General features: G+C 64.0%; 8 protein-coding genes and 1 pseudogene. 6 read left to right on the forward strand and 3 right to left on the reverse strand.

Annotated features, from left to right (window positions below; translation table 11 throughout):
* The first annotated feature begins 21 nt into the window (after nt 1-21).
* The gene (locus GRX01_RS14205) at nt 22-279 is read left to right on the forward strand and encodes a hypothetical protein (protein WP_159668834.1); all 258 of its coding nucleotides are present in this window, start codon (nt 22-24) and stop codon (nt 277-279) included.
* A 1,106-nt stretch (nt 280-1,385) separates the two neighbouring features.
* On the opposite strand, the gene GRX01_RS14210 is transcribed toward GRX01_RS14205, so the two are convergent.
* A complete protein-coding gene (locus tag GRX01_RS14210; protein WP_159668836.1) occupies nt 1,386-2,492 on the reverse strand; it encodes a glutamate-cysteine ligase family protein in 1,107 nt (368 codons plus the stop codon).
* Between the two features lie 202 nt (nt 2,493-2,694).
* Complete coding sequence (locus GRX01_RS14215) at nt 2,695-3,903, reverse strand: DUF7344 domain-containing protein (protein WP_159668839.1); 1,209 nt, start codon at nt 3,901-3,903, stop codon at nt 2,695-2,697.
* Nucleotides 3,904-4,127: 224 nt separating this feature from the next.
* Between GRX01_RS14215 and GRX01_RS19715 the strand changes: the two are divergent.
* A pseudogene (locus GRX01_RS19715) lies at nt 4,128-5,165 on the forward strand (PAS domain S-box protein); the annotation flags it as partial.
* On the forward strand, nt 5,154-8,519 hold the full coding sequence (locus tag GRX01_RS14220) for a PAS domain S-box protein (RefSeq protein ID WP_449271454.1): 3,366 nt from the start codon (nt 5,154-5,156) through the stop codon (nt 8,517-8,519). The pseudogene GRX01_RS19715 and the gene GRX01_RS14220, both read left to right, overlap by 12 nt.
* A 37-nt stretch (nt 8,520-8,556) precedes the next feature.
* On the opposite strand, the gene GRX01_RS14225 is transcribed toward GRX01_RS14220, so the two are convergent.
* On the reverse strand, nt 8,557-8,700 hold the full coding sequence (locus GRX01_RS14225) for a hypothetical protein (protein ID WP_159668844.1): 144 nt from the start codon (nt 8,698-8,700) through the stop codon (nt 8,557-8,559).
* Between the two features lie 506 nt (nt 8,701-9,206).
* Between GRX01_RS14225 and GRX01_RS14230 the strand changes: the two genes are divergently transcribed.
* The 3 genes from GRX01_RS14230 to GRX01_RS14240 all read left to right on the forward strand — a co-directional run bounded on the left by GRX01_RS14230 (nt 9,207) and on the right by GRX01_RS14240 (nt 13,953).
* The gene (locus GRX01_RS14230) at nt 9,207-12,332 is read left to right on the forward strand and encodes a hypothetical protein (protein ID WP_159668846.1); all 3,126 of its coding nucleotides are present in this window, start codon (nt 9,207-9,209) and stop codon (nt 12,330-12,332) included.
* Nucleotides 12,333-12,727: 395 nt separating this feature from the next.
* Nucleotides 12,728-13,318 carry a hypothetical protein gene (locus tag GRX01_RS14235; protein ID WP_159668848.1) on the forward strand — a complete coding sequence of 197 codons (591 nt, stop codon included), beginning with the start codon at nt 12,728-12,730 and terminating at the stop codon, nt 13,316-13,318.
* Entirely contained in the window at nt 13,315-13,953 is a 639-nt protein-coding gene (locus GRX01_RS14240) for a hypothetical protein (RefSeq protein ID WP_321168128.1), read from the forward strand. The genes GRX01_RS14235 and GRX01_RS14240 overlap by 4 nt, the downstream gene beginning before the upstream one ends.
* Nucleotides 13,954-13,956: the final 3 nt, after the last annotated feature.

A 13,956-nucleotide genomic window follows, 5' to 3' on the forward strand; every position in this document is an offset into this window, starting at 1 on the left:
CCGGTTCGGAGGTGTCGCACGGTGAGCCGTTTCGACGACAACGGCCGCACGCTTCCCGACGCCGCCCAGGTGACGGTCGTGGACGCCGTCAGCGGCGACGACGCCGAGCTGGCGGAGCGACTCGTCGCGGCGCTCGTCGACGGGACGCACGCGCCCGACCGCGCGGACTGGTACGACGTGGTCGTCGAGCGGACGGCGACCAAGATCGAGGTGAAGTCCGCCCACAAGCAGGTGGACGACGAGTATCCCGCCGAGGGCCGGTTCCGGCTGTGGCGATGACAGATCCGGAGCCTCGTCGCGTCGCGGTTCGCGGACGAGTCGGGGACGACGTGGGTCGCGTTCGTGTTGTTCGACGGCGATACGCCGGTCCACGTCGGCGGATGCACGCGCGGACCGCGCGGGATCTCGTCGAGGACACCGTCGGCTGGGGACCGTCGGGTCACGAGGAGTGGGACGAGCAGGCGAAGGTGCCAATCGAGGAGGTGTTCTAATTACTGAGCGAGAGCCATCATCGGGCTAAAAGGACAAGAATAAATTATTTGCTAATATAAATAGACATGTGCTAAAAAAGGCAGTTGTTAAAATTAGTCAGGAGTTCGCTATTGGCGTTCGACTGATTATCGTTGGTGCGTCCGGTGGTATTGCGGCAGAATTTGTACAGAGAACCGGTTTCGGGTTTTCTGTAGCAGGCCTACTCCTCATTGGGCTGGGTATTGCTGTTATCCTGCTACTCACTGGATACGTCACATATGCGGCCCCGATCTGGTTCCGTGAGGAAGAGCGACCATCTGTGAGAGATTGGTTGATAGATAGCTTGGACGACTCAAGCACGAACTGACACCACTGTCATTATTTCTATATTTGGATTCTTCTCGGTTTACAGAGATGCACGTCTGTAAAACCGGATCCGCTCACGCCCGAGTCCTCCCCGCGTTTCTAGGGCTTGCAGTCAAACGATTTGACAGCGAACCATGGCGTGGACGAGAGAACCCCTCACCGAGGACGAACTGAGCACTCTCCTGGAGGCCGCCGACGAGCGCGACCTCGACCACCGGGTGACGATCTACACGCTCGCCCACACCGGGATGCGTGCCGACGAGCTCGCGCACATGACCGGCGACTGGGTTGATGGCAGAACGAGCGGATCCGTGTACCGCCACAGGAGGGCGCATGGTCGCCAAAGACCGAGCACGCCGCCTGAACCATTCCCATCAAGCAGCCGGAGGCGCGGCGGCGACTGCGCGACTGCTTCGGATACCACGTCGTCGCTGCTGAGTTCGATTCACACAGGCGGTCGACGACGTCTCGCGTTCGATCGTCCACCGGCCACGATAGCGGATCCACCGTTCGTTCCCCGTGTTGGAGACCTCCTTACGGAACCGACGTTACGTCAACTGGGCCGTGGAGTCCGAGACCGTCGACTCCCCCGTCAGCCGCTGGACGTCGGTACGGAACCGTTGCGCTTGTTCGAGTCGGAGCTTCCGGGCCTCCGATCTCGTAAGGGTCGGTGGACCGCTCAGTTGCGGTGAGAGCGGCTGATACTTCGAGAGGTCGAACCCCATCTCCCGCAGATATTCTCTGACCGGGACGGCTCCGAGCCCCGATCGGATCGCCTGCTGGCTGAGGTCTCGGAGCTCGGATAACTCCGGCAGTCGGATTCGATCGGAGTGAACGCCCGGGGTTCCGAACTCGATACGTTTGTCGCTCGTCTGGGAGACGAGTCGACCGACATCGGTCGCGATCTGGACGATCTGGCTCGGTAGCGCCGCGTCGGGGGCACGCCATTCGACTGTCGGTTGGCACTCACGGAGGCGAACGGGATTCAATACGGTGTCCTCCGGTTCGAAGAATCTCTCGACGGTTTCCGTGGGAACGCCGCGCTCGCTGGCAAGTCGCTTGAAGACCTCGTACATGTGATCGACGCGTCCGTTCCATTCCTCGAGGCTGTCCGCGTAGTCCCACAGATCGCAGTATCCACGGAACTTGGGGCCGCACTTCCTTCTGTAAGCGTGTGCTCGGGAGGAATCGCTCCCGTTCTCGCCGGAGTAGTACGGCGACGTACTCAACAGCGCGAGCGCGGGATCGAGCGCTGTCAGGAGGTTGATCTGGTCGATGGAGTCGTCCCTCTCGAAGTGGACGTGCGTTCCGGCGCAGTTTTTCGCGCTCGTTACGTTATACCCATAGATTGTCTCGAAGAGTCGCCCTCGCTCAGAGTGAACTGACGCGTCTGAAGCTGTCAGTGGCGTCCCGAGCGGAACGAGGTGCTTTCCCTCCGCGCTTGCCGCTCGTATCGCCGTTTGAAGCGTCGTCTGAAGGTCCTGCCGCAGTGCTACTTCGGTTTCGTGTGGCTCCGTCTGTACCTCGATAAGCGGCCCAATAAACTCGGGTTTGATTCGCTCGTGAGAGTGGGGAATCTTCTGGCCGTCGCACAGTCGTCCCGAGCGATCAACGACCCATAGCTCCAGTTCGATGCCGGTTTTGATGTCACACATGCTGTAGATCTGTTTTGTTCCGTCCGGGGGCTTGCTCCCCGAACCCTCACGTACGGGACGAGCGCGTGGTCGGTCGATACGGCGCGCTCCGGTTCGACGGTCACTTCGGGAAGCTCTGCGGAGAGGATTCCCGAGGGAACCGCATCGGGCGGAATCGCGAATTCGTCCACGGAGACCATATTCGGGTGGCTAAAGACCAAGTTCAGAGCGAGAGCCCGGCTTCGATGTCCGCGGTGCTCTCGTCGAGCTCCTCGATGTGAGGGGTCACGAGTTGGCAGACCATGGTGACCATGGTGTTGTGTTCGCCCTCACCGACGATCGCCTGCTCCTCGTGGACACCGTCAGTCCCTTCTTCGTTCAGTGTCCCGAGCATGACTGCTTCCCGGTCGACCAACAGCAGGCGCCCGACGCGGTCACCCGCGGCGGGCAGGTTCAGCCAGTCGGTGTCCGGTTCCCAGAGGACGACCTCCGGGGCGTTCTCCCGGACGTACGCCCGAGTGTCCGGGTCCCGCGTCCCGAGATACACGTCCGTGCCGCGTCGGGAGGCGTCCCTGAGACGGGTGAGACAGCCCGCTTCGAGCAGGTCGGTATCGGTGAACATGGCGAACAGCTCGTCTTCCGCCCGGTCGCACAGCGACTGTCCGAACGAGATCACCCGCTCGCGACCCTCGATCTCTCCGACCCCTTCCGGCTCCGGCTCGCCGGTGAGACTCCGACGAAACTCCCCTTGGTACGTGGAGTGCATCCACGGAACGGACAGCCGTGGATGTCCCTCGTACGCGACTCTCTGCTCGTCGGGATCGTACGCGATCAATCCCGCGTCCGCCAGATGCGGGAGTTGGACGTGAGCGAGATCGACGAGGATCTCGTCGACCCTGTCCGCCGGGACCTCGGACTCGGCGATGGTCAGCTCCTTTGCGCCGAGCTCACGCGCCAGCGTTTCCGTGTGGATGGGTGTGAGCTGGTGGCTGAGTACGTCGAGGATGGTCCGGCGGCGAGCGTTGGCGAGCGCCCGGAAGACCTCGGAGAGCGAGTCAGTGGTGGTGTCCGAGTCCGGATCGAGGACGGCACGGATCCCGTCGTCCTCGAGCGCGGGGTGATCGGCGATCGTCGCCGTCTCCCCGTCCGTACCGCGCTCGATCAGTCCAGCGGCGTCCAGTTTCGGGAGATGTGTGTGGTGGATCGCGTGCGCCGCCTGCCGAACGTCCGTGTCCGAATCCGACCCCTCCTCGTCCGAGCGATCGCCCGAACCCAGAACCGTGGCGAGGTCTCTCCGGCTCAACGAGTGCGGCGCCTGCTCGTCGAGGACCCCGAGGAGTCGACGACGGTCACTGCTCGCCAGGCACTCGAAGAGGGCATTTGGCGTCCGTTCTTCCCCGCTGTCGGCGTCCGTGGGTTGTGTCTTGGTCATATTCGATCGAGTTCCTCCGTACTCATTCCGAGATCCCACACTGGTGTAAGGAGATTCTAGAAGTGATTAGGGAGCGGTCAACGCGATGGACGGTCGGTTTCCATACCAGGTAGCGTTCGATAGCTGCGTGGTGGGTACGTGGAACCGCCGACTGTCTGTGATCTCGTTGGTTCCCGTGATTTCCATCGACGGAGGTTAGTAGCGAGCGACCGTGTGGCACTAGAATGGCTCCGGAGACACTGACTGACCGCCTCCGCGAAACCCTCGCGGTCTTTCACGAGGGAGGAGAGCCGCTGACGACGGCGGAGGTGACGGACTCGCTCGATGTCGGTCGCCGGAGTACCTACGAGCGCCTCGAAACGCTCGTCGAACACGGCAGACTCGAGACGAAGAAGGTCGGCGCGAACGCACGGGTCTGGTGGCGACCATCGACAGACTCCGGTGTGAACGCGCCGGAGTGGCCGGCTGCCGCGGAATCGCTCGTCGACGACGTTCTCGACGACGTCGCGATGGGCGTCTTCGTTCTCGACGAAGACTTCGGGGTCGCCTGGATGAACGGTGCGACCGAACGGTACTTCGGACTCGACCGTCGGGAGGTTCTCGGCCGCGATAAGCGTACCCTCGTCGATGAACGTATCGCGCCGATGATCGAGAACTCGGACGCGTTCGTGGAGACGGTCCTGGCGACCTACGACGACAACACCGACACCGAGCGGTTCGAGTGCCACGTGACGGCGGGCGACGGGCGCGAACAGCGCTGGCTCGAACACCGGAGCAAGCCCATCGAGGCTGGCGCGTATGCGGGTGGTCGAGTCGAGCTGTATTACGACGTCACGGACCGCAAGCACGCGGAGCAAGCGCGTCGGGATGAACGCCGCGAGTTCGAATCGCTGGTCAATGCTGTCGAGGAGTACGCCATCTTCACACTCGATCCCGACGGCCACGTCCGGACGTGGAATCCCGGTGCCGAGCGGATCAAAGGGTACGAGTCGGACGAGATCCTCGGTGAACACTTCTCACGGTTCTACACGGAGGCGGACCGTACAGCGGGTGTTCCCCAGAAGAACCTCGCAGTGGCCGCAGCGAACGGTTCGACACTCGACGAGGGGTGGCGCGTGAGACGGGACGGCTCACGCTTCTGGGCCAACGTGACGATCACGGCGATCCGCGACGACGACGGTGACCTCCGAGGGTATGCGAAGGTCACCCGGGACATGACCGACCGCAAGCGTCGGGAGGCCGAACGCGAGTTGCAGTACGAGACGACGCGCGACATCGCCGAGGCCGAGACCCTCGAGGAAGGGTTGCGGGCGGCACTACGGGACGTCTGCGAGCTGACCGACTGGGAGTACGCCGAGGTCTGGCTCCCGACGGACGACGGGGAGCTTCGGCGGACGGACATCGACTACTACGAGGACGAGTTCGCCGAGTTCTCGGTGTTCTCGGCGGAGCACACGTTCGGGAGGGGCGAGGGCCTCCCCGGGCGCGTGTGGGCGAGCGGCGAGTTCGAGTGGGCGTCCGACCTTCCGGGTGGGTCGTTCGAGGCGTACCCACGGCGTGAGCGGGCCGCCGACGCCGACCTGCGGTCCTCGCTCGGCGTTCCGGTCCTCGCGGACGACGAAGTCGTTGCCGTGCTTACCTTCCTCATGGGCGAGGTCCGAGACACCGACGAGCGACTGGTCGAGACCGTCTCGTCCGTTGCCGCGGGTCTCGGAGATCTCGTCGTTCGGCGACGGGCCGAGGAGGAGCGGAAACACGAGCAGGCCGTCGTTGACCAGATCCTCGCGGTGAGCCCGATCGGGATCCAAGTATCGAACCGCGACGGGGAGATAACGCGGATGAACGACCGTGCGCGGGAGATCCTCGAGGTTCTCGACAGTCGCTCCGGATCCGCTTCAGCCGCGGAGAGCCCGATATACGATGCCGATGGGGAACGCGTTTCCCCGACCGACCTCCCCTTCTCACGGGTGCTGACCACCGGCGAAGCCGTGTTCGACGCGCAATTCAGAGTCGAGCTTCCCGACGGTGGCCATCGGTGGCTGAGACTCAACGCGGCCCCGATTCTCGATTCCGAGGGCGAGGTGGAGCGAGTGGTTACGACCGGGGAGGACATCACGCAGCTCAAGGAGCAGACCCGTCACCTCGAACGCCAGCGTGAGGAACTCAAGACGGAACTGGACGAGGTGTTCGAGCGGATCTCGGACGGCTTCTACGCGCTCGATACCGCGTTCCGGATCACGTACGTCAACGACCACGCAGAGACGCTTCTCGGGTTGGAGGAGTCATCGGTGGTCGGGCAGGACATCAGGGAGACGATCCCCCTTTCCGACCGGTTCGAGGCCGCCCTCCACCGAGCCCTGGAGGAGCAGACCCCGGTCAAGAGCGAGGGGTACGACGGATCGCTCGACGCCTGGCTCGAGTCGACCATCTATCCCTCGGAGTCGGGAGTGTCGGTCCACTTCAGAGATATCACCGAGCGGAAGGAACGCGAGCGCACCCTCGAACGGTACGAGTCGGTCACCGAAACCGCCTCGGACGGTATCCTCAGCATCGACGACCAGAGCCGGATACGGAGTGTCAACCCTGCGGTGGAGGAGATGTTCGGCTATCCGCCCGACGAACTGCTCGGCGAGTCGCTCACGAAACTCATGCCCGAACGGTTGGCTGTCGCCCACGACACCGGAATCGCCCAGTATCTCCGGACGGGCGAACGGACCCTGAACTGGGACCACGTCGAGCTCCCCGGCGTCACCGCTGACGGCACCGAGATCCCGCTCTCGATCTCGTTCAGCGAATACGAACACGACGGGCGACATCACTTCGCCGGCATCGTTCGGGACATCAGCGAGCGGGAGGAGCGCGAACGGGAACTTCAGGACCGAATACGCCAGCAGAAGGTGGTTACCGATCTCGGCACACGTGCACTCGAAGGGTCGAGCCTGAACGCGCTGATGGCCGAAGCCACCCGCCTCGTTGCGGAGACGCTCGACAACGACTACTGTAAAGTGCTGGACCTCGACACGGAATCTGATGAACTCCTGCTTCGACAGGGTGTCGGGTGGGACGAAGGGACCGTCAACGAAGCGACGATCTCTGCCGTCGAGGACGATTCTCAGGCGGCCTACACATTAGCGACGGAACAACCAGTCATCGTCGAGGATCTGTCCACTGAATCGCGGTTCAGTGGCCCCGACCTCCTCAGGAATCACGACGTACGAAGCGGTATCAGCACGATCATCGGTCCCGTCGATGACCCGTGGGGCATCCTCGGCACCCACGATACCGACGTCAAGGACTTCTCCGAGCACGACGCCGCCTTCGTCCAGTCCGTCGCGAACGTCCTGGCCGCCGCTATCGAACGCCACGATCGCGAGCAGGAGGTGCGTCACCAACGCGATCAACTGGCGGCACTGAACAGCCTCAACCGGGTCGTCCAGGAGATAACGAACGCGGTCATCGAGCAGTCCACGCGCGAGGAGATCGAGGCGATAGCGTGCGAGCGGCTCGCGGAGTCGGACTCGTACCTGTTCGCCTGGATCGGCACCGTCGAGACGAACTCCCAAGTGGTGAGGCAACGCGCCGAGGCGGGTGTAGAGGGGTATCTCGATGACGTGGTGATCACGGTCGATCCCGACGACGAACACAGTCAGGGACCGACGGGGCGAGCGTTCCGGACGGGCGAGATACAGGTCGCCAACGACGTCCAGGCGGACTCCCAGTTCGAGCCGTGGCGCGACCACGCCGAGAGTCACGGGTTCCGCTCGTCCGCCGCGATCCCGATCGTCCACGAGGGCACGGTCTACGGGGTGTTGAACGTCTACGCCGAGCGGCCGAACGCGTTCACCGGGCAGGAACGAGTCATGATCGGCCAAGTCGGCGAGATCATCGGCCACGCCATCGCCGCCGCGGAACGGAAACAGGCGCTGATGAGCGACACGCTCGTCGAACTCACCTTCCAGGTTCCGGATGTCTACTCGGACCACGACATGCCGGTCGAAATGGCCGGTACAGTCACGTTCGACCAGGCGGTCGCAGTCGGCGACGGCGAATATCTCATCTACGGAACGACGACTCCTGAGGGGCTCGACAGCCTGACGGCCCTCGTCGAGGTCCGTCCGTACTGGGAATCGATCACCGTTCGTTCGGACGGCGACCCCGCTCGGTTCGAACTTCGGGTAACCGACTCCTCGATACTCTCCGCCGTCGCCTCTCACGGTGGCTACCTTGTCCGTGCTGTCATCGAGGACGGCAACCTACGGATGACGATCCACCTCCCACCGACTGTCGATGTGCGACAGGTCATCGAGGCTGTCGAAACGGCCTATCCATCGGCCGAGATGGTTCGTCGCAAGCAGATCAGCCGGGACCGCGATGAGTTGCACCACTTCCAACGTCGCCTCATGAGGGAGCTCACCGACCGCCAGCGCGCTACACTGGAGGCCGCCTACCACGCCGGCTTCTTCGGCTGGCCTCGCGACACGTCCGGCGAGGAGGTCGCCGAGTCGATGGGCGTCGCCCCGCCGACCTTCCATCAGCACCTTCGAAAGGCCCAGGGGAAGGTCTTCGACGCGATATTTTCGTCCCCCATAGAGCGTGCCGGGGAGCGGACGGAGTGAATCGTCTCGCAGCGGACCCGTTGCGAACTCGGTTCGGTCAGGGAAGCGAACACGCGATCTGGATCGACTCCGTGACGACGAAGTCCCGACCGTCGGGGACGGCGAGTTCGACGACGCGCTGGATGCGCTCTCGGAGCGGCGACGGGAACTGCTCGGGACCGTGACTGCCGACGCGTGGCACTGGCTACCCATCGATTCGTGACTGCTGCTCGTTGGGAGGGTGGCGGAAGCGACTGGCAGGGGGGACTCTCCTCACGGCGTGCGTACAACGCGACGGGTGGGTCCGACCACGTTCCCCTCGAAGGAGACGGTTGGAGGGTATACGCCCGTCAGGATCAGCCTCGGGCGATCCTCCGTGCGGGCCGGACTCACGTCTCGGTGGAAGCCCGTGCTACTGCCGGCGATGGCGTCGATGGGGGAGATCTCACCGAACCCGAACTCGATGACCGGTTCGACGCCCCGAACCGACGTGATCGTGCATGAGGAACCACCACAGATATCGTTACCGATAGATGGAATTGAAAAGATGAACAGCCCTTATTATCGGGGGCCAGACACATCGGATGCATGTCTCATTCGGCTGGAACACGAGCTTTGCTTGCGGTTCTCCTCGCTGTGTTGATGGTAGGGTCGACGTTCGGTTCGATACCCGTTGGCGCGGAAACGACCGACGGCGGAACGACGTCGGTGAGCGCGGCAGGTGGCGCGCCGTCGATCGAACTCGCGAACGCGACGATCAACGACAGCACGGACTCGACGATCCAGGTCGCCTACAACGCGACCGGCGTCGTCGAGACGAACGACACAAGGATAACAGTATTCGGACCGGGGTACTCCGCCCGGTCGAACTCGACGGCGACGTACAACGTCGAGTCGAACGTCACGGCCGCCGAGGACGTTCTCAACGTCACAGTTCCCGCCGGCACCTTCGGCGGTGGGAACGTCACCCTAGCGGCGTCGATGGTGAACGAGAGCACGGGCGAGACTGAAGCGAGAGACACGGCCGCGCTCTCCGTCACATCACCGGTCGATCTGGACGGCTATACGGTCTCCGCGACGACGACGTACCCTGACGAGACCGAGACCGTCTCGACGACGCTGAACAACACCGCCGACACGAGCGAAACGTATACGCTGGCGGTGTACGGGAACAGTCCGTACCCACGGAACTCGACCCAAGTGACGCTCACGGCGGGTGAGTCGCGTACCATCGGTCTCAACGTGTCGTTCAAGGACACCGGCCAGTACGACATCCGGGTGAACGACGAGCCGACGACGACGGTTTCGGTCGAGGATCCGGTGACCGTGACGAACACGACGGTCTCAGAGACGTCCCTACACACGTATCAGAACGTCACGGTGAACGCCACGGTGAAGAACCGGGGGAGCTCGACCGAGAACCGGTACATCTCCCTCTACGATGGTGACCGCCGGTTGGACACGAGATCGGTCTCGCTCACGGCCGGTGAGACGAAGAACCTCAGTTACGTCACGTACTTCCGGTACGATGGCGACGTCGACCTCCGGGTCGGCGACGGGAACATAACGACAGTGTCTGTCGCTACAAATCCGGTCGAGGTACGCAACACCTCAGTCAACGCGACGTCGGTGTCGGTCGGGGACACCGTTCGAACGAACGTCTCGCTGGAGAACACGGGTTCCAGTTCGACGGAGCGCGTCACCGAGTTGCGATCCGGCTTCAGGACGCTCGCGACGTCGACGGCCACAGTTGCCGGTGATGAGACGGCAACCGTCGAATTCAACCGGACGCTGAACGTCGGCGGTGCACACGCCATCTCCGCGGGTGCTGGGAACCACAGAAGGGTGCTGGTGAACGACTCCGACATCACTGTCGACGACGTCTCGGTCTCGGCGACCGAGGTGTACGAGGGCGACCCGCTGGCGGTGGATGTCACACTCAGCAATGCCGGTAGCACCGATAAGAGTTTCAAACTCAGCGCCTGGAGCAACCGGTCCGGGTACCGTGGGGAGAGGACGGTTCGAGTGAACGCCAGCGAGACCAAGCAGGTCACCCTCGACGTTCAGTTCTACCGCACCGGCGATCACACCCTGACGATCAACGACCAGACCGGGACGACGGTCACGGTGAAGCAGGCCGTGTCGATGACGAACGTCTCCCTCTCGAGCAGGGAGATCGGAGTCGGGGAGACGGCGACGGTAGACATCACGCTCGACAATCCGACGAGCACGGACCGCGAGGAGTACGTCTCCGTCTGGAACGGAACGAGCCAGAGCAAGCGGGTGACCGTGGCCGCGAACTCGCAGAAGACGGTCTCGTTCTCGGTCAGCTACGGCGAGACCGGGCGCAAGAGCCTCTGGGTCAACGGGCAGCGTGAGACGCTGTTCGTGATGGGCGATACGACCGGGACCGCGAACGTCTCCCTGTCCCGGACGTTCACTCCCGAGATGACTGTCAACGATTCAAGCACGTACTTCCTCGCGGAGGCCGTCAACACCGGCGACGCCTCCGGGATACAGAACGTGACGCTGAACGTCGATGGGAAGGTCGTCGACTCCTATCAGGTGTACGTCGATCCGGACGAGTCCTCGTTCGTCTTCCTCGAACACCGCTTCACCGAGACGGGGAACCACACGGTCTACATCAACGGCAGTGACTCGAAGAAGTTCGAGGTGGAGGTGCGAGGCGATGTCGTCAACGACTCGTCGGTCACAGTCGAGCACGTCTCCGGAACCACTCCCGATCAGCTCCCGTCCGTCGACGCGGAGTTCCGCGGCGGCTCCATCAGTGTCGAGTTCCGCGATCCGAACGGCGGCATCGAGCTCGACGACATCGGCGCCGACAACTCGACGGTGTTCCGCGTCAGCTTCCGCGTCGAGAACTACACTCCGCGGGTCCTGTTGTCGACCGGCCGCGATCTGACCTGGAACACGACCGACGTCGGCGGAAACGAGACGAAGGTGACCCTCGAGGTGAGCCCCTCGGATCTGAACTACAAGAGCGAGTTCGAGGGGAACCGCCCGAACAACGCTGCCGAGTGGGAATCCGCGGTCAAGAACGACAGCGCGAACGTCGAGCTGGAATCCGCCGTTCTGATGGCGGTCGGGAACGCCGAGGGGGACTTCTTCGACGCTCAGCCGTCGGACCTCGACGGGATGACCCTCTCGACGAACGCCCAGCTGTTCGAGATGCCGCGGTACTACTCCGGCGACGCCGACACGGAGTCACGTCTCGAGATCTCGCTCGCCGCGCCTCACAAGACCGTGAACGGAAACGTCCACCAGGGCTACTACCGGACGTTCATTCCCGACTCGCTGCTGGACGCGTGGAACGTCACGGATCCGGAGACGGAACTTCAGGCGACCTACTCGGCCTCCGACGTCTCGATGTCGGTGAACGAGGTCGAGGGAGGCGTGTACGTGAGCCTCTCACTCCACTACTCCAGCGGGACAGTGTCGATCGCAAAGAACGTGGACGATTCCACGGACTCGACGGACAGTACAGATTCGACGAGTGGTACCGACTCGACGGACGACGGGACGGACGACGACACCGACACGACCGACACCGCGACGGCGACCGCGACGCCAGCGGAGACGGCGACCGCGACGCCAACGGAGGTGTCGACTATGACACCGACTGAGACGGGGACGACGACGCGGACTCGGACACCGACCGCGACGGAGCGAACCGACGTCGCAACCGGGTCTCCGACGGGGACGGCTACCGCCGCGGAGACGTCGACGTCCGGTCCCGGGTTCGGGGCCGCGATCACGGTCTCGACCCTCGTCGGGATCGCGCTCGTCACACGCCGGTACGGACGCGTCCGATAGGGTCCCCTCGCGAAGCGCCGAGGGGGAGGGAACCCCCCGCAGCCACCGACTGACTCCCGCCGCGGCGGAACTGTTTCACAGCAGCCCGCTACCTGGAGGCGGAGGTCTTCTCCACATCAGAGACGCCTCGTCCGGCAACGGTCACTGAGGCGGTCGCGGTATCCGGCGAATAACTACCACGTCCGGGGCGTACGCATGGGGTATTCACCTACCCGGTCGTCGAACGACGCGGACACGGGCAACGCCGGACCACACGACGACGAGCGGTACCCGTACCGCCCGAACGGGAGCTCGAGGTCCACCGCCCGCGCTTGCCCGTCGCCGTGCTGCGAGTTCACGGGCGGTTCGTTGGACTCGACGGGGGGACCGCAGTCGGTCGGTGGGGTAACGCGGGGATGGCCATCACGCACTCGCTGGCGCGAAACGAGACCACGAACGCGGTGGTCAGCTGGGGACTGCTCGCGGTGGTGATCCTCGTCGCCGGGGCGAGCCTTCTCACGAACGCCACCGCGTGGGGCGTCTTCGCGTTGATCGTCGTCGCCCTCGTTGCACTGCCGCCCGTCCTGACGGGCGACTGGAAGGTGATGATCCCGTGGCCGCTCGCCGCGTTCGTGACGGTCCCCGTGGCGATGCGGGCGCTGGGGTTCGCTCCGGAGTTGGCGGGGTTTGTCGCCGTCTCCGGACTCGCCCTCGTGGCGGTCGTCGAGATCAACGCGTTCACCGCCGTCGTGATGAGCCGGCGTGTCGCCGTCGTCCTCGCCGCGTTGACGACGTTGGCGTTCCAGTCGTGGTGGATCGTCGGCCAGTACTACTCCGACAGGTGGTTCGCGACGGACCTGATCCAGTCGCAGGCCGAACTGCAGTGGGACCTCGTGGCCGTCGCGGCGGTCGCCCTGGTCATGGGCGGGTTCTTCCTGTGGTACTTCGACCGCGTCGACCACGTCGGCGCCTGGGAACGACCCGTCGTCCCGGAGGAGGACCCGTGACGCTGCGGGAGAAGATCGGGGTCACGGATCGCCGCGAACGGCTCCTCACACGGCTGCTGCAGGCGGTGTTGGCCGGCATCTGTCTGTACGGGCTCGCGACGTTTCGGCTCGGGATGGCCGCGAACGGCGGGTTCGGTCTCGCCCTGACGCTGCTGCCGGCAGCCATTCGCAGGGAGTACAGCTACTCGATGAGCCCCGGACTGGTGCTCTGGATAACCGCCGCGGTCTGGCTCCACAGCGTCGGCTCGCTCGGCCCGTACTCGTGGTTCTCGTGGTACGACAACGTGACACACGTGATGTCCTCGATCGTCATCGCCGGGGCGGGGTACGCGACGTTCCGCGGGTTCGAACGCCACTCCGACGAGCTCGAGGTCCCGTCCGAGTTCCGTGCGGTGTTCATCGTGGTGTTCGTCCTCGCGATGTCGGTCGTCTGGGAGCTGATCGAGTTCGCCTCGGGCACCGTTCCGGCGCTCCTCGGCATCGACGCGCCGCTCGTGGTGTACGGCGTCGAGGACATCGTCTCCGACACGATCTTCAACACGCTCGGCGGGGTCATCGTGGCGGCGGGCGGCTCGGGCTACTTCCGAGGACTGGCAGGGTTCGCGAGGCGGCGGTTTCGGGAGCAGGACTCCTGAGAG

Origin of the sequence: Halobaculum saliterrae, from assembly GCF_009831625.1 — an archaeon.
GTDB classification, from domain to species: Archaea; Halobacteriota; Halobacteria; order Halobacteriales; family Haloferacaceae; genus Halobaculum; species Halobaculum saliterrae.